The sequence below is a fragment of the Acetivibrio sp. MSJd-27 genome (assembly GCF_018918095.1).
Classification (GTDB): domain Bacteria; phylum Bacillota; class Clostridia; order UMGS1840; family HGM11507; genus HGM11507.
In genome coordinates this window covers 63,416-86,382 of record NZ_JAHLPV010000007.1, presented here as the reverse complement: position 1 = coordinate 86,382, position 22,967 = coordinate 63,416, and the positions used below count along the sequence as shown (strand labels likewise).

The following is a 22,967-nucleotide window of genomic DNA, read 5'->3' as shown; positions in this document are numbered from 1 at the left end:
CATGAAAAAACAAATCGCATTTCTCTTAACCCTGTGCCTGCTTTCAGGCACGCTCTTTCCGGCGGCTGCGGCGGAACCCACGGTATCCGCAATCACATACAGCGACGGCTCCGGTCCCATCTCCTTTCTGACGCCCGGCGGAACCGTCATCGCACAGGTCACGGCGGAAAACGTTCCGGAAGGAGAACAGGCAGTTTTCCTCCTGGCTCTATACCGGGAGAACCGAATGATCGATCTGGCCGCCGACTCAAAAACCTTTGCATCCTCTGGCTCCGCCCAGTTTTCCGCCCAGCTGACCATGCCCGGGGACATCACCGGATGCTCGGTGAAAGCAGTCCTTTGGAACGGATTGGACGAAATGAAACCTCTCTGCACCGCCGGCTTGTTTCCAAGCGGCGATACCCAGTTAAAAACCCTGCGGCTGGACGGCGTTTTCCTGCCCGGCTTTGCGCCGGAAACCGACCGATATGAATACACCGTGGCGGATAATGCCTCCGTCTCCCCGTCCATTCTGCCGGACCGGATGGACGGCAGTGCGGACATCCGCATCCAGACCACCAAAACCTTTCCGGGCAAGAGCGTGATCACCGTCACGGCACCCGACGGAACCGAAGCGGTTTACACCTTGCACTTCAAGTGCACCGGAACCCCGGAGGACTATATCACCGGTTTCCAGTCCCCCAGCGGAAACACCCTGCAATTCGAACTGAAAAACGGCAGCAGAGCTTACCGCTCCGATTCCAATGTTTCCTATGTCAACCTGTCCGAACAGCTGAAGAACGCTGCTTACATCCAGGCGGAAAGCGCTGGAAGCGGCTCGGCGGATTCCTTTACCCTGAACCGCTCCGCCACCGTCATGCTGCTAAGTCCTCAGCCACTCTCCCTGCCGGAGGGCTGGACAGAGGATGCCTCCCTGACCGCCCAGCGGTATCAGAAGGTGGATCCCTCCACCCCGGGCTACGGAGCCTATGAGGAGCTTTCCTACGGCTATTCCAAGGAATATTCCGTCACCGATTCTCCCGTAACCGTCACCCTTCCGGAAACCGGCGCCTCCTGTCTGACCGCTGTCCGTTTCACCTACGATGAAATCTGCGGAAGCCTGCTGGAACCGGAAAAACCCCGGGTAACCAACTTAAAATATCTCGGGCCAACCAATCAGGACGGCACGGTATTTGACGGACAGCCGGTGTACGGAACCAACTTCGGCAACGGCAAACAGCTTTACACTAACTATAACAATATCGTCTGCAACAGCCTGGATCCCTCTCTGGAGGGGAAGGATTATATTATCACCTTCAATCCGGTTGCGGGTACGATACCCGCCTTTGTGAAAAGCACCTGGTTCGGCGGGAAAGGTATCGACTGGCTGAGCTTCGACATCCGCCAAAATGCCACCATCCGGGTTTTCACCCAGGGCGCCATCGACGCGCTCACCTGGCCGGCGTGGGGCTTCACCGCCAACACCGCGCCAAACGGACTTTACTTTGACCGGCTGAATACCGACTGGCCCAACGCGGACCGCTCCAAGATGGACCGGATGTATACCAAATATGTGGAGGCCTCGGAGGACTCCCCCGCCACGGTAAAACTGCCTAACGCCCCCTATACCAACGCAAACAAATGGGGCTATGTGGTGGTCATTGATTTCGACGAATAATTGGTTCCGCCGTTGCTGTCTGCGGTATACCCGTAGGGGCGGATTCCATATCCACCCGAATGTTCCGCTCGCCCGTCATTCTAAGCAAAGCGAAGATTCGCCTTGCCTTCTCGCCAAGGGGTTCGTCATGTGAGATTCCCCGTCCTTCGGAATGACAGGAGGACAGCAATTTTCGGCTTCGCCATTGTAGGGGAGGGGTTCCATCCCCTCCCGCATCGTAGGGGCGAACTGCGTTCGCCCGCCTATAAAAAAAGAATAATAAAAACATCCCCATGCAATCTCTTTTTCGGACAGCAGAACCGCGGATGGTTCTCTTTCTCCTCGTTCCAGTTCCGCCGCGGCAAAACCGTCTGAAAAACAAAGATAATAAAAGAAAAGAGGTCAAAAAAATGAAAAAATGTCTGTCATTCTTCCTTGCTTTGACTTTCCTGTTTGGCATTACAGCGGCGCCCTCCTTTGCGGAAGGCCCCCACACCATCACCATCCAGATCACCGGAAACGGAACCGTCACTCCAAATGAAGGCGGCTCGGCGCTGGTAAACGACGGTGAAACCGCCACCTTCACCTGCACACCCGCGGAGGACTATTACGTGTCGGCGATCTCCTTCAACGGAAACAGCGTGATTGTCAACCAAAGCGGCCAGTACACCACCGAGCCGGTGACCGCGGACGGCACCCTCTCGGTGACTTTCTCGGAAAAATCCGCCGAGCGGTCGGTTTCCACCTTCTCCAGCGTATTCTATTCCGGTCTGGCACAGAGCATCACCTTCGGAACCGTGGCCCAGGCAAAGGGCTATGACGTTCTGGAATACGGCATTCTGTGCTCCGCTTCCGATACAAATCCGACTTTGGACACACCGGACGTGATCAAATGCGCGGCAAAAACCCCCTTCAACGCCAAGGGACAATACGGGATTGAACTGAAAAACCTGCTTCAGACGCTTCCCTCCAGCTACTATACCCGCGCCTATGCCATCTATGGCCAAGGCGGTATCCCCTCCGAGCCGGTTTACGGTTCTCTCAGCGCGCAGGTGGACGAGACATCCTTCTATCCTGTCACTGATATCCGTTACACCGGGCCGGAATCCACCGTCAATCCAAGCTTTGACACAGCGCCGGTGCTCATCAAAAGTTTCAAGGACGGCGAACAGCTCTACGTTAACACCGCGGTGCTCAAATGCGACAACCTGATGCCTCAGTACAGCGGAAAGCCTGTCATTTCTCTGTTCAACCCCATTGCCGGAACAACGCCGTCCGATCTCAAAAGCGCATGGTACGGCACGACGGGATACAAATGGCTGACCTTTTCCATTCACAAGAGCGCGACCATCCGAGTATTTTCCGAGGGAGGCATCACCCCGCTTCAAAATGCTGGCTATGGCTACGGCTACACCGAGGAGACCACAACCGAAAACGGCGGCTTTTACTTCTCACGCCTGAACAGCGATTGGCCCGATGCGGAACAGTCCAAAATGACCCATATGTATACCAAACATTTCGAGGTGACGCCGGGTGAGCCTCAAACCGTTCAGCTCCCCAACGCCCAGAATATGAACAGCAACAAATGGGGCTATGTGGTCATGATCGATTTTGATGAATCGGTTATCCCCGTCATACAGCCGGAAATCACAAACATCACCTACAAAGGACCCACGGACAGCAGCTTTGACACATCAATTGTTTCCGGCACGCTGGAAAACGGTGTTCCCATGTACACCAACTATACCACGGTATCCGCCGAAAACATTGCCGGCGAACTGACAGGACTGCCATACCTTTACACGGCAAATCCCATTGCCGGAAGCGCCCCCCAGACCATCAAGGACGCCTGGGGCAATAAACTGATTTCCTGGTACACCTTTGACATCAACAAGAGCGCAACCGTATGCATCTACACCGACGGTGCGGCGCTGGATTACGGAAATGACGGCTATACCAAGGAGACCTCCTCCACGCCTTATTTCCAGAAAAAGAACAACAGCGATTACAAAGATATGACCACAAGATACGTCAAGCACTTTGACGTGCCGGAAGGAGAGACGGTCACCGTCAGCATTCCCAATGCCCCCTGGTTTGGAACCGCGAAATGGGGTCATCTGGTGACGGTTCAGTTTGATTAATCATGCAAAAGAACACTCCCATGCCGACAATTCCTAAGAACCGGCATGGGAGCTGCTTTTTGACGGAAACACAGAAAGGAGAAGATTCGTTTATGGCATTTCCCAAAGAGTTTATCTGGGGCGCTTCCACCGCCGCCTTCCAGATTGAGGGCGCAAAGCAGGAGGACGGAAAAGGGCTTTCCGTCTGGGATGTATTCTGCGAGAAGGAGGGCGCCGTGTTAAACGGCGACACCGGCGAAACCGCCTGCGACCACTACCACCGCATGGAGGAGGACACTGGTATCATGGAACAGCTGGGGCTGCAGGCCTACCGCTTTTCCGTGTCCTGGCCCAGCATTTTTCCGGAGGGTGCCGGCAAGCCGAATCAAAAGGGGGTAGATTTCTACGACCGCCTGGTGGACAGCCTTCTTACAAAGGGCATCGAGCCCTACATGACCATGTTCCACTGGGATTATCCCTATGAGCTGTACTTAAAGGGCGGCTGGCTGAATCCGGACAGCCCCAAATGGTTCGGGGAGTATGCGGCGTTTCTGACGGAGCATTTCTCCGACCGGGTGAAAAACTATTTCACCCTCAATGAACCCCAGTGCTTTATCATGCTGGGGCATTATGACGGAGTCAACGCCCCGGGCGTCAAACTCTCCAAGCGGGATATTTTCCGCGCCATCCACCACAGCCTGATGGCGCACGGCGAGGGCATGAAAGCCATCCGCGCCAACGCGAAGCAGCCGGTCAAGGCCGGCTACGCCCCCTGCCTGTCCGCGGTCTATCCCCGCACCGAAACGCCAGAGGAGATCGAAGTGGCAAGGCGGGAAATGTTCTGCCTCAACCGGGAAAAAATCGAGGCAAGCTTCTCCCGCTTGTTTGACTTGAACAGCTGGTGGATGGATCCGGTTTATCTGGGCAGATATCCGGAGGATGCCTTCACCTATTTCCAGGAATACCTTGACTTTGTCAAGCCGGAGGATCTGAAGCTCATCGCTCAGCCGGTGGATTTCTTCGGCCTGAACATCTATTCGGGCGCGGAGATCTATCACCAGGACGGAAAGGCCGTATATTCCCCCAAGAAGACCGGAAGGCCTCAGACCTATATTGGCTGGGATGTGGAGCCAAAATGCCTGTACTGGGCGCCACGCTTCTTCTACGAGCGGTATCATAAACCGATCATCATCACCGAAAACGGGCTGGCCAATCAGGACTGGGTTATGGCCGACGGAAAGGTGCACGATCCCCAGCGGATCGATTTCCTCACCAAATACTTGAAGGAGTATGAGCGCGCCATTCAGGACGGCGTGGAAGCGGCCGGCTATTTCACCTGGTCGCTCATGGATAATTTCGAGTGGGCATTTGGTTACAGCCAGCGGTTTGGCCTGACCTATGTGGACTATGAAACCCAAAAGCGCACTGTTAAGGATTCCGGTTACTGGTATCGTAAAGTGATTGAAACCAACGGCGCATGTTTGGGATAAAAATCTTGGCTTTCTGTCATCCCAAGAACGATTGAAAGAAAAAACTCCCCGGCAAAAAGGAAAAATTCCTTTTTGCCGGGGAGTTCTTCTTGTATACAGCTCATTTTACTCTTTCCCGCCGTTCAAAGCACAGCATATTGCCCTTCGTAGGGGAGGGGCTTGCTCCTCCCGTTTTGCTTTATGTGAATTGTTCTCTGTCCTTTGTAGGGGCCGATGCCCACATCGGCCCGTTTCTCTTTATTCTCCCCTGCCCATCGCTATTTCAAATAATCAATAATCATCGAAAACACATTTTTCACGGTAAGAATACGGATTTTTTCCCGATCCCCGTTCAAGTTGAGCTTCCGTGTAACCGACGCGCCGCTGGTATGGAACCCAATATAGACCAGCCCCACCGGTTTCTCCTCGGTTCCGCCCCCGGGGCCCGCAATCCCCGTCACACTGACGCCGATATCCGCACCGGAGAGCTGTTTGATGCCCTTTGCCATCTGGATGGCCGTCTCCTCACAGACCGCCCCCTGGTTTTTCAGCACCACCGGACTGACCCCGACAATCTTAGACTTTATCGCGTTGGAATAGGTCACCACACCGCAGTCAAACACTTCGGAGGAACCGGGCAGATCGGTCAGCGTCTTTGCCACATATCCCCCTGTACAGGACTCGCAGAAGGCCACCTTCTTTCCCTTCTTCCGCAAAAGCTCCATGGCTTTGCTTGCCAGGGTGTCCCCATCCTCGCCGTAGATATGCTTTTCCAGTCTTGCATAAACCTTGTCATAAACCGGCTTCAGAATCTTTTCGGCATCCTCCGGCGTATTGCCCCGGGCGGTCAGCTTTAAAAACACTTCCCCGATCTTGGCATAGGGGGCAAGAACCGGATTTTTCGTCCCTGTCATGATATCATAGAGCAGTGCCTCAATCCCAGATTCCCCCATGCCGAACACCTTGATGGTCTTCTCCTTGATGAAGGTATGGCTGTCTTCTGTCAGATAGGGAATGACAAAATTGTGAAACATAGGCTTCAGCTCCCGCGGAGGGCCGGGCAGAAGTACAAAAACGGTTTCCCCGTCCTTCAACGCCAGCCCAGGCGCCGTACCGTAGTCATTGCGGAAAATGGTTCCGTCCTTGAACACCATCGCCTGGCGCAGATTATTGTCCGTCATGGTGCGGTTGAGCTTCAGAAAATAATCCCGGATGCCGTTCTCCACCTCCTTGGAGGGGATCAGCGGATGTCCGGAAACCTTGGAGACTGCCTCCTTTGTAATGTCGTCATAGGTAGGCCCCAAGCCGCCGATGGTGACGATTAAATCCGCTCGTTTCCGCGCAATATCCAAAATTCCAACCATCTCGTCCATCTCGTCCCGCACAGCGGTGTGAAAGGCGGTCTGAATCCCCAGATTATTCAGTTCCTTTGCAATATAAGGGGCATTGGTGTTGACAATATCCCCCGTGACAACCTCGGTTCCCACCGATACAATTTCGCATCTCATAATGATTCCTTCTTTCTGCGCTCTGCTCTTTGTTTTTCTTTCAGGATTCCTGCCGGTAAAAGCAATCCTCTTCCCATTTTAACGGATTTGTTTCAATGTATTCCCAAATTTTTTGATATTCTTTCTCGTTGCGTATGATGTGATCGTGGAATGATTTTTGCCAGATTGGCAGCCCGATTTTCTTAGTTACCGAACCTTTAAACTGCTTCATAACTCTGGAAATCGTAGGGGCGAACTGCGTTCGCCCGTCTTTATCCGGCAATATAAAGATAAGAAAATGAATATGATTCGGCATAATAACATATTTGTCAACCAAAACATTTGGATAAACACCATTTATTTTCTGTATTTCGCTTTCTATTATCATACCAACAGAAGACAAATGCATTTTCTCGCTCGGACGAACACAGTTCGCCCCTACTGTATGCTCCCACAACAATGTGATATGATTTTTTGTACATATTGTAATGAAATATGCTCCAACGGAGGAATAATCATACGCTTTCAGCCGATTCGGCTTTCGTTTCGGAAACTCCATACGCTCCACCTAAATTGGTTTGCCAATTCTTTCAACAATCTCCTTATTTCTTATATTGTAGGGGCGAACTATGTTCGCCCGTTTTTCATCGGAAAAATATACAATTACATTTCCGCTTCATACTGCAATGCAATCACTTCCGCATTCTCTACCGCCTCGTCCACCATTTTCGACATATCCACCTTTGCCTCAATGCGCTCCACCACGTCCAGCATAGGCTTGGTTTTCGGATGCTTCGGGGTAAACACCGTGCAGCAATCCTCATAGGGCTGAATGGAGATATCAAACGCCCCCATCCGGCGGGATATCCCAACGATATCCTCCTTGTCCAGCCCAATCAGAGGACGGAACACCGGCAGGGTCACAGCGGAATTGGTGACATGCAGGGCATACATGGTCTGGCTTGCGACCTGCCCCAGGCTCTCCCCGGTCACCAGCGCCCTCGCGCCTTCCCGCTCCGCAATCCGCTCGGAAATTTTCATCATATACCGCCGCATAATCAGCGTCATATACTCGGAGGGGAATTTGTCGTTGATCTCCAACTGAATATCGGTGAAGGGTACCACAAACAGCTTGAATTTATCGCAGTACCGGGTCAGCACCTTTGCCAAATCCACCACCTTCTGCTTTGCCCGCTCGCTGGTGTAGGGATAGGAATGGAAATGGACGCCGATCAGCTCCACCCCTCTTCGCGCCATCAAAAATCCCGCCGCGGGGCTGTCAATCCCCCCGGACAGCAGCAAAGCCGCCTTGCCGTTGATACCCACCGGCAGTCCGCCCGGTCCCTTCTCCTTGGAGGCATACACATAGGCGCCCTCATCCCGGATTTCCACCCGCAGAACGGCCTCGGGATGGTGCACATCCACATCAATGATTCCGTTTAAATGATCATACAGGTAATTCCCGACCTCCTGGTTGATGTCGGGTGATTTTAAAGGGAATTTCTTATCGGAACGCTTGGATTCCACCTTGAAGGTTTTTACCTTCCCCCTAAGCGCCTCCATACAACGCAGAGCTTCCGCCTTCACCTGCTCCATATCCTTTTTAAGATGCTTTGCCCGGGTGACCGACACAATGCCGAAAACCGTCAGAAGCCTTGCGATTGCCTCCTCATAGGGATAGGACGGATCCTTCGGCTCGATATAGATGGTGGCCTGCATTTTTTTGATTTTGTACTCGCCCAGCCCGTTGATTTTAAATTTGATATTCTTGATGAGCTTTTCCTCAAACAAAGGGCGGTTCTGCCCTTTTAAGATAATCTCACCGTATTTGATCATAATCACATCATTCATGTGTTTCTTCCTTTTCTGTTTTAAATTTTTTAGGATGGAAACCGTCGCCTGCCGCAAAGAGCGCAGAGGACAGAGAACAAAGGGCATAGTTTGACAATCCCTTCACCACAAGCGGTCTCCCTCCCTTACACAAGGGAAGCTATAGGGTGTGCGAAGGCTCCCTTGTGTAAAGGGAGCTGTCAGCGGAGCTGACTGAGGGATTGGAGGGCGAACGCAGTTCGCCCCTACAGTAAATAGTAGACGGTAAATGGTATACCGGGCGGGCCGATGTGGTCATCGGCCCCTACGACGGGAGGGGCTGGAACCCCTCCCCTACAACGACACCACCGGAATATTCGCCGTAGGGGACGATGCCCTCATCGTCCCGAAACAGTTCCTCTTCCCTGCGAAGGGCAAAGGACAGAAAAAATGCACTTTGTTCTTTGCCCTCTGCACTGGGATACTCACCGAATCCGCAGCTTTCTCTGCAAATCCTCCACGGCCTCCCGTATGATTATCGCCGCTTCCCGTATCTCCTGCATGGTGGTTTCGGTGCTGAAGCTGAAGCGGACGGAGCTGTCCGCCCGCTCCCGGTCATGCCCCATCACCTCCAGCACCTTTTTGTGCTTTTTGTCGTTGGAAGCGCAGGCGGAACCGCTGGACACATAGACCTCTTTCTGCTCCAGCGTATGCAGAAGAATCTCCGACCGGATTCCCAAAAAGGAAGCGTTGACGATATGGGGCGCGCAGTTATCCGGTGGAGTATTGATCTCCACCCGTTTTATCTTCCGAAGCTCCTCGATAAAATAGCGCTGTATTTCCCGCATTCTCTCGATTTTTTCGGGCAAATCCCGCATGGTAAGCTCCGCCGCTTTGGCAAAGCCGGCGATACCGGGCAGATTTTCCGTTCCGTTGCGCAGACCGTTTTCCTGTCCGCCGCCGAACAGCACCGGCTCCATCAAAAGCCCCTCCCGCACATAGAGGGCACCCACCCCCTTGGGTCCATGCACCTTATGGGCGCTGACGGTCACCAAATCCGCCCCCAGCTCCTTCACCGAAAAAGGCATCTTACCATAAGCCTGCACACAGTCGCAGTGCAGCACCGCGCCGGATTTCTTCTCCTCCAGAATCCGCCGGATCCGGGGAATGTCAAACCAGCTTCCAACCTCGTTGTTTACCTGCATGACGCTGACAAGGGCGGTTTCCTCACAGAGCTCCCGCTCCACAAAGGCATAGTCCAGACTCCCCTCCCGGGAAACCGGAATATAGGAAACACGGTATCCCTCCTCCTCCAGACGGCGGAAGATATTCAGAACCGAAGCGTGCTCCACGGCGGAAACCATCACATGGTTTCCCTTTCTCCGGTTGCGCCTGAGATAGCCGAGAATTGCAATGTTATTGGCCTCCGTCCCGCCGGAAGTGAAGGTGATTTCCTTTTCCTTCGCACCCAGGGTGGCGGCAATGGTTTTCCTCGCCTGCCTTAACGCCTGTTCGCTTGCAAAGCCCAGGCTGTGCAGGGAGGAGGGATTTCCAAACCCTTCATATAAGCTGTGCGACACCGTCTCCACCACTTCCAGGTAGGGGCGGGTGGTCGCGCTGTTATCCAAATAATACATTTTAATCACCAAATTTTATTTTACAATAATCCAGCTTAATATTCAACTAAATTCCGAAAGAAAACGCGGAAAAATCAAATTCATTCAAAACTTCAACCAGTCATCAAACGTTTTTCATTCTGCAAAGCACAATCGCGCTTTGCACATTGTTTTTTAAATAAAAAAGTTTTTCATTCCGAAAAACGCAGCCGCGCTTCGCACGCTGTTTTTTGAAACATGCAATTGCGCACGATCCCACGCAATTTCCTATGTTATAAAATATGCCGCACGCTTCTGCGTGCGGCAATATACAATCCTTTTTCTATTCAAAGACGGCGTTTGCTATCAAATTCGCGGAGTAGTATGCAAACATGTCCCCGCAGAAAAGATCCAGGGTAGAAAACTCCAGAATATGAATTCCGGTATCCGAATAGGTCATCACATCCATCACTGCGAAATCATAGGTATCGGATTCCGCAACATACTGTGAAATCCAGTAAGTATTGTTTCCAACCTTTTGTTCCGCCAGGGATTCAAAGTCTTTGACTCCGTCCCTTCCCTTCATACTGTTCTGTATCGCGCTAACCTGTGATTTCGCCTGTGAAGCGGGCAGCTGTATATCATAGGTGATCACGTCAAGCGCAAAATTGGAGAAAGTAAACTGGGAGTGGTACATCCCGGGCGTGTTTCCGTTTCCAGGCGTATATTTTTCCAGTTCCTTCTGCTCCCAGCCGCTGCTCAAATCCAAGGATATCTTTGTTTTTGGCAGAGTCATTTTTCCCAGAGTCGGTTCCTCGTCAGAGCCATCATCAATGATGATAAGTTTGTTGGGATCCACTGCTCCAAGCTGTACGGAATTCCAGATCTGAGTGAGCTGTTTGTCATCAAAATCTGCTTTTTTTGTTCCGGATGAGATCATCTGCATATTGATAAAATAATCGCCGGAAACAGCCAGAATCGCTCTCGTCCCAAAATAGATGTTTCTCGCCTGCGCGTCAAAGCTGAGTTTTGCACCTTTCACATCGCCCTGCTCAAAATTCCCGCTGTCGTTCACCGTGACGTACTTTTCATTGAACATTCCAACCAGAGAAGGCTTGATGCTGTTCTGCAGAGTTGCCGGGCTGTATTTCTCGGTGTTTTTATCGGCGGAAAAATAGATGCCAACCCGGTTGTCCCCTTTCTCCCAGGAAAAGTTTACTCTGGAATGATCGGTTTCGTTCTCCAGCTTCCAGTCCGCCGGCACCTTCATGGAAAGGCCGTTTGCCTTGTTGCGGTACTCTCTGAAATTCTGAACATCCACGTTGCTGTAGTCGGCGGCGGCTTCTTTGTTGAAGCTTCCCAGCTTCAGGTTTTCCAGAATCCCCTCAAAGGCAGCCTTGTTCGCCGTGAAGGTCTCCTGGCTTCCCGCGTTCACTGTCACCATATAATAACGGTTGTCCAGCGCGGTCAGATAAACCTTCGTATACACACTTTCCCCGACCACGGTCAGGGTTTTAAAATTCCTGCCGTTAAAGGAGGCGTCTGTCTTATCCATAATGGTTTTATCCTTGTAGGAGTCCTGGGTCTTTTTGTATATGGTGTCCAGTGTTTCCTCCCCCAAAGAATCGGCGTCAACCCGGACGCTTGCGTTTGAACCGTCAGAGAAATGGTAGACCGTCCCGTCAAAACTCCGGTAAGTAAGCCGGTAATTTTCCGGCATTTTTGTATACCAATTCAGATAACTGTCCCCGACATATTCTTTTCCGCTGTTGATCACTGCGCCGTAATTCACCGTACTTAGCGGACAAACCGCCAGCTTGCGGACCGTGACCCGAGCCGTTGCGTCGTCGTAAGAGACGAGAGAGCCGAAATTCTCACTGATAAATCGAAGAGGAACCATCGTGGTATCGTTTTTCAGGACAGGTGCCTTGAGCATTGTGCTCTGTTTTCCGTTGATATAAGCGTCCAGCCGCCCAATCCATATCTCAATCACGACACCGTCATAGGTCAGCGTAATTTTCTCTTCCGTACCTTCCCAATCAACTTTTGCATCGAAGGCCTCGGATATCACGCGCAGGGGCACTAAAGTTGTCCCGTCCTCCTCATAGGGAGCAACAACTGTCACGTCTTTTCCGTTGATACGAAGGGTATCATCCCCAATGCGGAATGTGATCTCTGTCTCAACATTGTCCACGGTCGATACGGTTATCGCTCCCCGTGCAGGTTCTGCCGGTACAGAAACCGGCGCCTTGTCCAAAGCTCTTGCATACATCGGCAGATTTACAAAATCCGGATACACCGTTTGCTGCGGCGCCGCCGCTCCCACAGCTGAAAATGTCAGCAATCCCGCCAAAGCCACACTGATGATTTTTTTCATACTCTTCTCCTTTTCTTTTTGTGTTGTTCTCATAAAGCATTAGAAAGTGGAACCCCATATGCCCTGCACTTGTTAAATTCCCGCCTTTTTGGATTGCCGGTCTTGCAAGGCGTCAGCCTTGCTGCACCCTTGCGCACCGAAAAGACGAAAATTTTCCTGCGTGCAGGGTCGCAGAGTTTCCACAGAGCTAATTTTTCGTAAGACAAGGAAATTGCGCAGGGAATACTGACGTATGCGCGAGCATTTTGACGCAGGATTGCGGAAAATTGGCCTGTGAAAACCATATTGTGTTTCACTCTCTAATGCTTAAGCATTAGAGAGTCGTATCCCATATGGGTTTCGCGCCCGAATGCTTATGAATTCCCCTATTCTTACGCATTTTCAGCGAAGCCGCCGGGCTGACGCTGAAAAAGAAAGCCCTGCTTTTTTTCGCAGGAATCTCTCGCTTTACGTTTAGCACTATTATATACTATCATTGGAACTATTTCAATAATATTCTATAATTTCCTATTATTTTGGATTTTCTATTTTTATTTGGTAATTTTATCAGAAATCTTTTCCATATGCGGGATCTTATGTATCTATGCTGTTAAGAATCCGCTTTATGATTGCTTTGGATTTTTGATTCCATTTTTCGTCCGAATGAAAAAAGTGCAGGAAATTTCCAGAAAGGAAATCCCGCACTTCGTCTCTTTCTTTGAGGAGTGTATTTCAAAGAAGTTCTCCCCTGGCATGGGCGAAAAACGCTTTCAGCAGGGCAAGGCATTCTTGTTCCATCATTCCCCCGTACACCTCAACCGGTGTCTGAAAGCAGTAATCCTGAAACAGGGTGTTCCCCCCGGCAAGCGACCCCATTTTGTCGTCATAGGCGCCAAAGTAAACCCGCCTGAGTCGGGCGTTTAAGATGGCTCCGGTGCACATCAGGCAGGGCTCCAGCGTGACATAGAGATCGCAGTCCGTCAGCCGCCAGCTTCCAAGCTTTTCACATGCCTCTTCAATCGCCAGGACTTCTGCATGGCAAAGCGCGTTTTGCTTCGTTTCCCGCAGATTATACCCGGATGCAATCACTTCATCTCCCTTTACGATGACTGCGCCTACGGGGATCTCCCCTATCCGCGCCGCTTTTTTTGCCTCTTCCAGCGCCATCTGCATATATTTCATGCTTCTTCCTCCCAGCTTCTTTTTCATCCTCTCTTCCATCTTACAGGAAAAGGGGGATTTCGTCAATCGTTCTAAAAAACATACAAACCATATCCATGCAAAGGAATGTTTTCGGTTCTTTCCCATCATTTTGAAAAATTTAGCGGTTTTCTCTTGTAAAAACAGCAGAATTGATTATAATAAATATAAGAAAACAAAAAGCAGAAGAACAAGAGAAGGGAAATATCCCCCCATCTTGCGATAAACAATAGGAGGAATGTAAAATGAAAAAGTATGTTTGCGAAGTTTGCGGCTATGTCTACGATGAAGCTTTGGGAGACGAATCTCTGGGGATCGCTCCCGGCACAAAATTCGAGGATCTGCCGGATGATTTCACCTGCCCGCTGTGCGGCGTAGGCAAAGAATCTTTTGCAGAAGAAGAGTAAGTTTCTCGAAAAGAAAACGGCTCGGTTTTAAAAAGCACTCCTCTGTGAATCCATGTGATAACATGTTTTGCAGACGGAGTGCTTTTTTATTATTTTTTCCTGTATTTTTCTTTATCTCCTTTTAAAAAGGGCGAAATATGCTTATATACGGCAAAGCTGATTATCATATTTAATAATCCTTTGATAAAAGTAAATGGTACATTAAAAACCCATAAAGCTTGCCAAAGTGTTTCTACTCTTGGATTTATCATTTGATACATACCCATTATAGTTTCCAGAGGCATAAACTGCATATAAATGGGATAAACAATAGAATAATTAGAAAAAGCGCTTAAAACAGCCATGCTGACTGCCCCACAAAGTGAACCTATCAACGCTCCTTTCCGATTATTCATTTTTTTGTATATCATTCCTGCCGGAGCAACAAAACATACCCCCAAAATGAAATTAGAGAGTTCTCCAACACCACCCGTAGTAGAAAACATCAAATTCACCAGATTTTTGACTAGACAGACTACAATACCGGAAATTGGTCCTAGGGCAAACGATGCAATCAAAGCTGGAAGTTCCGAAAAATCCAGTTTAATAAAGCTTGGCATCAATGGTACTCCAAAACTTAAAAACATCAGTACCGATGCCATTGCACCGAGAATGGCTGTCATAGTTATTTTTCTGACATTCACTCTTCTCTTTTTTTGTTTCATAAAACATACCTCACTTTTCTATATTTGAAACGGTATGTCTTCCGGCAAATAAAAACGCCCCGGGTATAACCCAGGGCGAATCAATGCGTATTTCAAAAATATGCATTTTGCTTCTTTTATCCGGACTGTACCGTTGGTTCTGGATTCACACCAGCTCAGCCGCAAAAAGCGGGTCGTGGACTTGCCGGAAAAACCGGATCACCACCAGTGAGGAATTTCACCTCGCCCCGAAACAAACATATCATTTCTCTTTTTATTATACTCCAAAATTTTCTGTTGTCAACAAAAATTAAAACAAAAATGTCGCAATGGAACGCGGCGGCATCTCCATGCTCGCCTGTTCTCTGTGATAGACAATATTGACCGGCATCTTCTTCTCCTCCCGGTTCAGCACCACCAGAACAATACCGCCGTCTGGGTTTCTCACAGCCAAAGCATCGATTTTCTCAGTATACCGGCTGGTTCCCAAGCGCTTCGCCCCCGGACGGATAAATTTTGAAAAGTGTCCGATATAGTAATAGGAATTCTCAAAAGAAATTTCATCTTTCGCCGTATCCAGAATGATCGGAGCACTGCAGTAATTTCCCACATGGTTCGGGCCGCCCTTTTCATCAAGTGCCAGATTCCAGTCCAGGAAGGTGGTCAGATTGTGATTCATATTGCCGATGATATCATGAGCGTACCGCTCCCCGACGCACCACTTGCCCAGAAATTGTTCCGCTTCCTCCTGACAGCCCTCCGTAAACACCAGCTCTTTGTCCGGATATTGACGGCTGATGAAGTCAAGGGCTTCAAAATGATCGCCGCCGTACCAGTGCACACCCACGCCGTCCACCAGACCGTCTGCAATTTTAAGGGTATCCCTCGCCCGCTCGTAAGCCATTACTTTATTGTGATCCCAAATGAATATTTTTGTGTTCAGATAAGGGCTGTTTTTCAGAGCCGGATAAAGGTAATCCCGCACAAAAAGACCTTCCTCCTCGGCTGTATAGACGCAGGAATCCCAAGTCTGCGTCGCGGCCGGTTCATTCTGAACGGTCACCGCCCAGATCGGCACGCCTTCCTTCCAATATGCATCAATGAATTTCACATAGTGCTCCGCCCAGGCTTTTTTGCATTCATCCAGCAATTTTCCGCCGTGATTGCGGTCTTTATTGGTCTTGAAATGTGCCGGCGGGCTCCAGGGAGAAACCAGCATTTTCAAGGGGGCGCCGTTTATCTCCATTGCTTTTTTCAGAGTGGGAAGGATCCATTTTTTATCCCGTTCAATGTGGAAGGTGGACAGATCCATGTCCCCTTCTTCAATACACGAATAATGCCCGGTTGAAAAATCACAGCTTCCCATATGTACCCTGCCCACGGAATATCCGATTCCATCCGGACCAAAATAAGCGTTTAATACCTTATTGCGGTTTTCTTCCGACATTTTGGACATGGTATAGCAAAAGGATTCGGTAAAAGCTCCTCCAAATCCCTTTATGGTCTGAAATTCCAGGTCGTCATGCACATTGATGACTTCCATCTCAGAGGGGTTCTTTTCAAAGGACAGATCCGCTGTCTGTGTCAGGCGCAGATCGCTGTCTTTGGCTGTCAGAAAAACTTTCATTTTCATTCTCCTTTTTCATTTTTTTGACGGAACGTTTAAAATCGCTGGGCGAGTAACCCCGGACGCGCTTGTAGATACGGTAAAAACAGGTGATATCCTTGATGCCAACACTGTTTGCCGCCTCTGAGATATTCATATCCTCGTCCAGAATAAAGCGCTCTGCCGCGGTCACCCGGACATAGTCCAGATACTGTTTATAGCTTTTTCCTACAATCCGCTTGAACAGCTTGGAAAAATAATGGTAGCTGAAGTCCATTTTATTGGACAAAAGCGTCAGATCCAGATCTTCCATGTAGTGATTGTCAATGTATTCCAGCACCTTGTTAAACGGCTTGGAATAATCTTTTTCCGCAGGGTTTTGGTTCACGCTGATGTATCCGTTGCGAAGCATGGCGGAAACCATCTGATAAAAATACCCTTTCACATCAAGCTCATATCCGATTAAGCCCGCCTTGTAAACCTCATACATCCGTTTTAAAATAGTCTCCAATTCATTCTCAGCGCCGGTTCCGCGGCTGATTCTGTATTCCCTGCCGTTGTTGAAGCATCCCAAAAACTGATTGACATACTGCACTTCCATGGAACTGCAATAGGTGGACTTGATCATCTCCGGATAAAAGCACACGACAAAACAAAGCGTTTCGCCCGGCATCAAGTCATCCGTATAGTGAATCGCCTTGCTGCGCACAAAAATAATGTCGTTCTGACTCAGTTCAAACCGTTCACCGCCGATCGCTGCTTGTGCCCGGCCTTTCACCACATAAATCATTTCCATATATTCATGCCAGTGAGGCTCTGAATGAAACCGGTAATCCCCTGTCCCTTGGAGATACACCTGCATGGGATAACTCCCCTGCTTTACATTGTTTTCCTTCGGTGCCTGCATCAAGTTCACCTCGCAATCTTTCCATTTAACTATAGCTTATTTTGCGAAAAAAAGAAATATCTTTTTTTGTTTTATTGCAATTTTAGTTTGCAATTTTTGTTTTCTAAAAAGATTTTATTTGAAATAATTTTGTATTTTTGGCTTTTTTCAACCTATTTTGGTCTAAATTATGACAAGAACAGCCATCGGATAAATTGGGGATTGCCAGGACAGCTCAGTTGATGTACAATAGAATTTGACAGAAAAAAAGGGGGGCACCTGCCAACATGAGAATGCGAAAGAAAAAACACCGTGAGGACCGGATTGAAAACTGCAAAGAATACCAGATTGAAAATTTGGAAGCATTTCGGGAAGATCCCTGCTCCGTTTTTCCGAATCCAGGACCAATTCATATCGAAATCGGCTGTGGGAAAGGGAAATTCATCACACAGATGGGGCAAAAATATCCCAACATTAACTTCGTGGCAATTGAAAAATGCCCGGACGTGATTCTGATGGCTATGGAAAAGGTCAAGGAAGCGGGACTTACCAATGTCAAATTTATCATTGGGGATGCAAAAATCCTGTCCGATTCTATGAAAGATCACAGTTTTGAGCGGCTGTATTTAAACTTCAGCGATCCCTGGAAAAAATCTGGGCAGAAAAAACGCCGTTTGACCTACCGGGATTTTCTTGCCATTTATGAGCGGATCCTGATCCCGGGAGGAGAACTGCATTTTAAGACGGATAACCGAAAATTATTTGAGTTCTCCCTCAATGAGTTTGCGGATTGTGATCTGAAAATGAGAAATATTACATTCGATTTGCATAACAGCCGTTTTGAAGAAAATGTCATGACGGAGTATGAGACCTTGTTTGCAGAACAGGGAATGCCCATATACCGCTGTGAAGTCATCTTCCGGCAAAATGAGGAGGAATAAAAATGAAGAAAAAAACGCTTTCCCTTCTGCTGGCACTTGTTATCGTCTTTGGCTATATCCCTGCCGCGGCAGAGGAAACCGTCTCCAGAGCAGAATTTGTGATGAATTTAGGACAATTTTTTGCCATTCGCCCATCCCTTTATCAGGAAATGCCATTTGACGATGTCAGCATGGAAAAAGGCTATGCGCCCTACGTCAGCTGGGCGCGGCAGAACCGTATTGTCCAGGGCAGCGGAAATAATCTTTTTTCGCCGGAATCCCCTATCACCCGGGAAGAAGCAGCGGTTATGCTCCTGCGCACCTATCAATATGCAAAGCAAGGACCTCAGGGTGCCTGGATGATTCATCTGGATTACTCCGATTTGGAAAGCGTCAGCCATTGGGCAGGCGAAGCGGTTGCATTTTGCACCTTAAAACAGGTTATTCCCCCGGTTGGCAGTGCTTTCTGCCCGCAGTCCCCCATCACCGAGGAAGAGACAAAAAATATCATCGGGAGCTTTTCCGCTCAAATAGCAAGCGGTCTGTATGCCGCGGCGGTGGAAGACGCGAAAACCATTGAACCGGAAGAAATCCTCCCTGTGGTTTCGGTAGCGGAAAACAGTCCCGACGTCACCTGGAATGAAGAAGGGAAAGTTCTGATGCTCTCTATGCACAAATATCCCGACAGTTATCCGGAGGGCACTTCCGTCACCCTGAAATGGGGGGAAGTGTGGACCTTTACCGATAAGGAAATCAAAGCCTGGTACCGCGCTAACAAAGAGGGGGTTTTCAATTGGCCCCTGCGGTTCAAACAGTTGATTGGTCTCCCTCTGGATTCCAGTTATACCCATGTGAGCGGCTTTTGGGTTTCCCCCGAGAATTTGATCCGCCCAGCCTACGAACCGGACATCTCAAAATCCGTGATGACAGATCACTTCGCCATACAGCCATCCCCTGCTTTTCTTTCCTGGTTTGAGGGGAACACGAAATGGTCCTACGAGGAAAGCGCCTATCCCTGGACCAGACTAGGCTATACGTATGACTGGGCCTATAATGGAAAAGAATACGGCCTGTCAGAATTTCTGATTCAAAAAGACGCTCAGGTGGATGTCGCCTTTACTTATACCATTGATGCATTTTTGGACTGGCTGAATCAGTAAAAATCCTATCATCATAACAGCGGAGAAAACCGTATGCAGACTCTTGGTGTTGTCAATAGCATTGCATATATCTGCGGCTTGGAACAGTATGACCAATCCGAAGTACAACTCTCCAAGTTTTTGACGAATAAAGTCTTGACCGCCTGTCAGACATATTGTAAATAGTAGAACGGAGATTTATATGAGACGCTTTATAAATAAGCTAAGAACTATGGGAATAATCGGCATACAAGCTTTTTGTATTTATCGAATAGGAAACTTTATATACTATAAAATAAAAATTCCAGGGTTAAGACATATCTTATGGTTTCTTTATTATGTTTTGGATATTGTGTTTGTCCGAATATTTGCTCATGCAGAAATTGCTCCAGAATGCAAAATCGGAAAAGGGGTCAATTTTGTACACGGAGCAAATGGCGTTATAATCAGCGGCGGCACAGTCATACATAATAATGTAACAATTTATCATCAAACGACCATAGGTGTTGTTAACAATAAAAAAGGCTCTCCTGTTATTGAAGATGACGTATTTATTGGGGCTGGAGCAAAAATACTGGGTCCAATTAAAATAGGAAAAGGCGCTAAAATCGGTGCTAATGCAGTAGTATTATGTGATGTACCGGAGTTTTCAACAGCGGTTGGCATACCTGCTAAGATAAAAAACGTTACGAATAAGATCATAAACTGACATTTTTCTCTTACCCAGAGAACATGATATTGCTTATTTGTTATCCCAGGAAAGCGGATAGTGTGATTGTAAACTGCTTTAACCATGTTAATTATGATATTTTCGGGAATGCAGGCGTTCCTATGCAGAACATTCTGCAATCGGCTCCAGAGACAGAAATCAGATGGATTTTTTCGGGCTTGCTCCACAAAACCAATCCGTCGATATTTCCTTTGCTTGCTCATGTATAAATAAAGAGAAACACTATAAAAACACTTGCCGAAAACAAGAAACGTTTCGGCAAGTGTTTTCTTTTTCCATATTGGTATATTGCTAATTCCGAATAAATTCCAAAATTATTCTGCCTTCCTCAGCGGTTCTTATCTTTCCATGCGCAATCAAGCGGTTCCCGTCAAACACAAACAGATAGGTGCTCAGCTCCCCTGTCTTGAAATTCCGGACGTCCTGTGTCTGAAACTCCAGTTCCTTTCCCATATAATCTGTAAAAATAGGATTGCTCTCTGGAATCCATTCGCGAAGAGAAAGCTGATTCAGCAATTCATCCGTGACAACCACACGCCGAGTCAGTATACTGTTTATCACAAATTCACAGTCATTCCCAATCACCGCATATTTGGCGGTCTGCATTGCGTTGCCGCCCTCGTTCCGATACGGCGGCAGTTCGGATACCCTATGGAAATAGTCCGTGAAGCTTTCCAATGTCTCCGCCGCGCTTCGGATGGCTTCCTCGGTAAAGGCCTCCATTCCGCTCCTTTCATGGAGCAGTGTTCTTCCCCCATAAGCACCTGCAAAAGCGGTGTCCGGATCATCCAAATCCGAGTAATTGTCATAAACAACGCACCGGATTTCATCCGCGTTCGGTATCAGGGCGAACAGAACCGCCATGGTCTGTTCAAAGCCCCTATAATTGAGAAAACGATAGTCCGCTCTGCTGTCTACTTTATAGTTTACGGTAATACCATATGGCTTGTGGTCTGTTTGCAGCTGAATGGTGTCTACCGGAATTCCGACAAAATCAAGCATACCGACAATATTCATTACCCCTACGTTGTCGCCTGTATAAGTTCCCTTATATTCATACAGTCTGGTTATGTCACTGGCAGGCACGGAACCGTCCGGCGCAATCCCTTTGACACTGTTTTTCACCGTGCGCGATGCCGTTTTGCTCATTTGAAGATACTCATTGCTCAGCGCTGTGTCTCCGCCTTCCCACGCCGGATGGCGCACGTCGGTCGGAATTCCGAAAACGTAGGTATATCCGTTCTCACGGAGCACGACCGTTCGTCCGCCGGGCTCGTTTGCCTCCTCGTCCGACGGGGAGCCTTCCATCCGCTGGATATAAAACAGGTCGCCCATACCGTCGCCATAGGTTTCCCGGATCGCCTTGTGATATACCGTTACGGTCTCACCGTTTTCCTCAATTTCATACCGCCCCTCCCAATCTCCGGGGATTTCCATAGAAAAACCCAAGGCTCTGTTCTGATAAACAACCGGATTGCCGCCGCAGGCGACAAAAGCACCGATCGTCAGCGTGATAAGCAGCACAACCGCAAGCAGAAAGGCTCCGGTTTTCTTTTTGTCCTTGCTGAGAATATTTGCAAAACGTTTTTTCATCTCTCTTTTTCCTCCTTTCAAGCAGGTGGAAAGCGAGGTTGCTCTTTCATTCTGAACGGCTTGAAGAATGGTTCGGGAGTAAGTCTTCCGGAATGCCAGATCACGGTTTTCCGTCACCATATCATCACAGGAAAACTCCAGATCTTGGTTGGCAAAACGAGTCATTGCATACACCAGAGGATTGAACCAATGCACCGCGTTGGCGGCAATCAGCAGCAGCTTATACCATATATCCTTCCGCTTATAGTGAGCCGTCTCATGAGACAGGATAATGGCAAGCTCCTCCTCGCCGTATTCCTTATCGGGAAGCAAAATCACCGGCCGGACAAAACCAACCAGCATGGGGCTTTTTATCTTCCTGCATATTTTAACCGGCGGATTGCCTTCCCCGGCACTGACGCACCATGGCCGGATTCTTCTTCGGAAAAGAACGTAACCGGCCAGATGCCGCAAAAGAAAGAGAGCCGCGCCTGCTGCCCAAAGGATAAAAAGCATATCCTGCAAGGAAATCGATTTGGGCGGATCCGCGGCAGGTGTAACCGTGGGTATCTTGGAAGGAGCCGCAGGCGAAAAAGCTTCCCCCTGCATTTCCTGAATGGCAGTATTCGATACCACGGGTATTCTCACAGGCGCCTCCGGCAGTGAAAAATGGATGGGGATCAACAGCCGTACCGCCACGGCGAGCCAGACAAAATATCTCCATTTCGCGGCGTACCTCTTCCCCAGCAGGGGGGACAACACAAGCAAACCCGCTATCACCACTGACATAGAGAGGGATATGCTGAAAATATTGCCGAGCATCTATTCCGCCTCCTCGATAAATTGTTTCAGTTCTTCCAAGTCCTCTTTGGAAAGATTGTTACCCTGATAGAGGGAAGCAATCAGTTTTTTTACAGAGTTCCCACACACTTTCTCCAAAAAACTCTTGCTTTCAAATTCCAGATATTCTTTTTCCGAAACAGCAGGCGTGTAAACATTGCGTTTTCCCTCCTTGCCGCTGGTCACAAAGCCTTTCCCCTCCAGCCGTTTCAACAGCGTTAAAACAGCGGAGCGCTCCCAGGATTTTTGCTTGTTGAATTCCCCCACAATGATATCGGAATTGGCGCTTTTCCCGTTTTTCCAGATAATCTGCATCACCAGAAGCTCCGTTTCAGGAAGCTTTTGCAATTTTGTCATTCTTTTCACTCCTCTTTCAATCAGTCGGGAAGCGTTTGCTTCCATTTTTTCTCGAAAATATCCTTCCGTCCGCACAAGCATTTAATTCTTTTTATACATTTGTATAAGCTAATTTCATTATACAAATGTATAATGAAATTGTCAAGTACTTTTTG

The 22,967-nt window shown here is 48.8% G+C and carries 20 protein-coding genes and 1 riboswitch; of the genes, 8 read left to right on the top strand and 12 right to left on the bottom strand.

Features of this window, described 5'->3' with window-relative positions; all coding sequences use genetic code 11:
• The first annotated feature begins 1 nt into the window (after nt 1).
• Nucleotides 2-1,657, top strand: coding sequence for a hypothetical protein (locus KQI32_RS04335; protein WP_216424114.1), 1,656 nt, complete (start codon nt 2-4; stop codon nt 1,655-1,657).
• Here the strand turns inward: KQI32_RS04335 and KQI32_RS04330 are convergent.
• Nucleotides 1,638-1,925: a hypothetical protein gene (locus KQI32_RS04330; RefSeq protein ID WP_216424113.1), complete on the bottom strand. Its 288-nt coding sequence runs from the start codon at nt 1,923-1,925 to the stop codon at nt 1,638-1,640. The two genes, KQI32_RS04335 and KQI32_RS04330, sit on opposite strands and share 20 nt — an antisense overlap.
• Nucleotides 1,926-2,046: 121 nt before the next feature.
• Here KQI32_RS04330 and KQI32_RS04325 point away from each other — a divergent pair, with 121 nt between their 5' ends.
• Nucleotides 2,047-3,777: a hypothetical protein gene (locus KQI32_RS04325; protein WP_216424112.1), complete on the top strand. Its 1,731-nt coding sequence runs from the start codon at nt 2,047-2,049 to the stop codon at nt 3,775-3,777.
• A 92-nt stretch (nt 3,778-3,869) separates the two neighbouring features.
• On the top strand, nt 3,870-5,246 hold the full coding sequence (locus KQI32_RS04320; RefSeq protein ID WP_216424111.1) for a GH1 family beta-glucosidase: 1,377 nt from the start codon (nt 3,870-3,872) through the stop codon (nt 5,244-5,246).
• Nucleotides 5,247-5,503: 257 nt separating this feature from the next.
• On the opposite strand, the gene KQI32_RS04315 is transcribed toward KQI32_RS04320, so the two are convergent.
• From KQI32_RS04315 to KQI32_RS04290, 6 genes are all read right to left on the bottom strand, one after another.
• Nucleotides 5,504-6,733, bottom strand: coding sequence for a competence/damage-inducible protein A (locus KQI32_RS04315; protein ID WP_216424110.1), 1,230 nt, complete (start codon nt 6,731-6,733; stop codon nt 5,504-5,506).
• Between the two features lie 40 nt (nt 6,734-6,773).
• A complete protein-coding gene (locus KQI32_RS04310; protein WP_216424109.1) occupies nt 6,774-7,271 on the bottom strand; it encodes a transposase in 498 nt (165 codons plus the stop codon).
• Between the two features lie 104 nt (nt 7,272-7,375).
• Complete coding sequence (thiI, locus tag KQI32_RS04305; protein WP_216424108.1) at nt 7,376-8,563, bottom strand: tRNA uracil 4-sulfurtransferase ThiI; 1,188 nt, start codon at nt 8,561-8,563, stop codon at nt 7,376-7,378.
• A gap of 443 nt (nt 8,564-9,006) precedes the next feature.
• Nucleotides 9,007-10,158, bottom strand: coding sequence for a cysteine desulfurase family protein (locus tag KQI32_RS04300; RefSeq protein ID WP_216424107.1), 1,152 nt, complete (start codon nt 10,156-10,158; stop codon nt 9,007-9,009).
• 301 nt (nt 10,159-10,459) lie between these two features.
• Nucleotides 10,460-12,493 (bottom strand): copper amine oxidase N-terminal domain-containing protein, encoded by a 2,034-nt coding sequence (locus KQI32_RS04295; RefSeq protein WP_216424106.1) that lies wholly within the window; start codon nt 12,491-12,493, stop codon nt 10,460-10,462.
• A 711-nt stretch (nt 12,494-13,204) separates the two neighbouring features.
• Nucleotides 13,205-13,654, bottom strand: a complete 450-nt coding sequence (locus KQI32_RS04290) for a nucleoside deaminase (protein WP_216424105.1) — start codon at nt 13,652-13,654, stop codon at nt 13,205-13,207.
• Between the two features lie 263 nt (nt 13,655-13,917).
• Here KQI32_RS04290 and rd point away from each other — a divergent pair, with 263 nt between their 5' ends.
• Nucleotides 13,918-14,079 carry a rubredoxin gene (rd, locus tag KQI32_RS04285; protein ID WP_177691048.1) on the top strand — a complete coding sequence of 54 codons (162 nt, stop codon included), beginning with the start codon at nt 13,918-13,920 and terminating at the stop codon, nt 14,077-14,079.
• 89 nt (nt 14,080-14,168) lie between these two features.
• Here the strand turns inward: rd and KQI32_RS04280 are convergent, their stop codons facing one another.
• The 3 genes from KQI32_RS04280 to KQI32_RS04270 form a co-directional block, all read right to left on the bottom strand.
• Nucleotides 14,169-14,783, bottom strand: a complete 615-nt coding sequence (locus tag KQI32_RS04280) for an ECF transporter S component (RefSeq protein WP_216424104.1) — start codon at nt 14,781-14,783, stop codon at nt 14,169-14,171.
• Nucleotides 14,784-14,887: 104 nt separating this feature from the next.
• Nucleotides 14,888-15,022, bottom strand: a riboswitch (FMN riboswitch).
• Between the two features lie 50 nt (nt 15,023-15,072).
• Nucleotides 15,073-16,389 (bottom strand): glycoside hydrolase family 30 beta sandwich domain-containing protein, encoded by a 1,317-nt coding sequence (locus KQI32_RS04275; protein ID WP_216424103.1) that lies wholly within the window; start codon nt 16,387-16,389, stop codon nt 15,073-15,075.
• The gene (locus KQI32_RS04270; protein WP_216424102.1) at nt 16,322-17,275 is read right to left on the bottom strand and encodes an AraC family transcriptional regulator; all 954 of its coding nucleotides are present in this window, start codon (nt 17,273-17,275) and stop codon (nt 16,322-16,324) included. Before KQI32_RS04270 ends, KQI32_RS04275 begins: the two co-directional genes overlap by 68 nt.
• 266 nt (nt 17,276-17,541) lie before the next feature.
• On the opposite strand from KQI32_RS04270, the gene trmB reads away from it, so the two are divergent.
• From trmB to KQI32_RS04255, 4 genes are read left to right on the top strand one after another with little or no spacing between them, the layout of a single operon-like run.
• A complete protein-coding gene (gene trmB, locus KQI32_RS04265; RefSeq protein WP_177691056.1) occupies nt 17,542-18,195 on the top strand; it encodes a tRNA (guanosine(46)-N7)-methyltransferase TrmB in 654 nt (217 codons plus the stop codon).
• Between the two features lie 2 nt (nt 18,196-18,197).
• On the top strand, nt 18,198-19,334 hold the full coding sequence (locus tag KQI32_RS04260) for an S-layer homology domain-containing protein (protein WP_216424101.1): 1,137 nt from the start codon (nt 18,198-18,200) through the stop codon (nt 19,332-19,334).
• Nucleotides 19,335-19,367: 33 nt separating this feature from the next.
• Entirely contained in the window at nt 19,368-19,499 is a 132-nt protein-coding gene (locus KQI32_RS13530) for a hypothetical protein (RefSeq protein ID WP_256443633.1), read from the top strand.
• Between the two features lie 16 nt (nt 19,500-19,515).
• Nucleotides 19,516-20,022, top strand: a complete 507-nt coding sequence (locus tag KQI32_RS04255; protein ID WP_177691060.1) for a serine O-acetyltransferase — start codon at nt 19,516-19,518, stop codon at nt 20,020-20,022.
• Between the two features lie 312 nt (nt 20,023-20,334).
• On the opposite strand, the gene KQI32_RS04250 is transcribed toward KQI32_RS04255, so the two are convergent.
• Both KQI32_RS04250 and KQI32_RS04245 read right to left on the bottom strand, forming a co-directional pair.
• On the bottom strand, nt 20,335-22,437 hold the full coding sequence (locus KQI32_RS04250; RefSeq protein WP_177691062.1) for a M56 family metallopeptidase: 2,103 nt from the start codon (nt 22,435-22,437) through the stop codon (nt 20,335-20,337).
• On the bottom strand, nt 22,438-22,812 hold the full coding sequence (locus tag KQI32_RS04245) for a BlaI/MecI/CopY family transcriptional regulator (protein ID WP_177691064.1): 375 nt from the start codon (nt 22,810-22,812) through the stop codon (nt 22,438-22,440).
• Nucleotides 22,813-22,967 lie beyond the last annotated feature (155 nt).

Excerpts from the sequence above, each read along its gene's own strand:
- KQI32_RS04335 (WP_216424114.1), top strand. The coding sequence starts at position 2 with ATGAAAAAACAAATCGCATTTCTCTTAACCCTGTGCCTGCTTTCAGGC.
- KQI32_RS04330 (WP_216424113.1), bottom strand. The coding sequence starts at position 1,925 with ATGTTTTTATTATTCTTTTTTTATAGGCGGGCGAACGCAGTTCGCCCC.
- KQI32_RS04325 (WP_216424112.1), top strand. The coding sequence starts at position 2,047 with ATGAAAAAATGTCTGTCATTCTTCCTTGCTTTGACTTTCCTGTTTGGC.
- KQI32_RS04320 (WP_216424111.1), top strand. The coding sequence starts at position 3,870 with ATGGCATTTCCCAAAGAGTTTATCTGGGGCGCTTCCACCGCCGCCTTC.
- KQI32_RS04315 (WP_216424110.1), bottom strand. The coding sequence starts at position 6,733 with ATGAGATGCGAAATTGTATCGGTGGGAACCGAGGTTGTCACGGGGGAT.
- KQI32_RS04310 (WP_216424109.1), bottom strand. The coding sequence starts at position 7,271 with ATGGAGTTTCCGAAACGAAAGCCGAATCGGCTGAAAGCGTATGATTAT.
- thiI (WP_216424108.1), bottom strand. The coding sequence starts at position 8,563 with ATGAATGATGTGATTATGATCAAATACGGTGAGATTATCTTAAAAGGG.
- KQI32_RS04300 (WP_216424107.1), bottom strand. The coding sequence starts at position 10,158 with ATGTATTATTTGGATAACAGCGCGACCACCCGCCCCTACCTGGAAGTG.
- KQI32_RS04295 (WP_216424106.1), bottom strand. The coding sequence starts at position 12,493 with ATGAAAAAAATCATCAGTGTGGCTTTGGCGGGATTGCTGACATTTTCA.
- KQI32_RS04290 (WP_216424105.1), bottom strand. The coding sequence starts at position 13,654 with ATGAAATATATGCAGATGGCGCTGGAAGAGGCAAAAAAAGCGGCGCGG.
- rd (WP_177691048.1), top strand. The coding sequence starts at position 13,918 with ATGAAAAAGTATGTTTGCGAAGTTTGCGGCTATGTCTACGATGAAGCT.
- KQI32_RS04280 (WP_216424104.1), bottom strand. The coding sequence starts at position 14,783 with ATGAAACAAAAAAAGAGAAGAGTGAATGTCAGAAAAATAACTATGACA.
- KQI32_RS04275 (WP_216424103.1), bottom strand. The coding sequence starts at position 16,389 with ATGAAAGTTTTTCTGACAGCCAAAGACAGCGATCTGCGCCTGACACAG.
- KQI32_RS04270 (WP_216424102.1), bottom strand. The coding sequence starts at position 17,275 with ATGCAGGCACCGAAGGAAAACAATGTAAAGCAGGGGAGTTATCCCATG.
- trmB (WP_177691056.1), top strand. The coding sequence starts at position 17,542 with ATGAGAATGCGAAAGAAAAAACACCGTGAGGACCGGATTGAAAACTGC.
- KQI32_RS04260 (WP_216424101.1), top strand. The coding sequence starts at position 18,198 with ATGAAGAAAAAAACGCTTTCCCTTCTGCTGGCACTTGTTATCGTCTTT.
- KQI32_RS13530 (WP_256443633.1), top strand. The coding sequence starts at position 19,368 with ATGCAGACTCTTGGTGTTGTCAATAGCATTGCATATATCTGCGGCTTG.
- KQI32_RS04255 (WP_177691060.1), top strand. The coding sequence starts at position 19,516 with ATGAGACGCTTTATAAATAAGCTAAGAACTATGGGAATAATCGGCATA.
- KQI32_RS04250 (WP_177691062.1), bottom strand. The coding sequence starts at position 22,437 with ATGCTCGGCAATATTTTCAGCATATCCCTCTCTATGTCAGTGGTGATA.
- KQI32_RS04245 (WP_177691064.1), bottom strand. The coding sequence starts at position 22,812 with ATGACAAAATTGCAAAAGCTTCCTGAAACGGAGCTTCTGGTGATGCAG.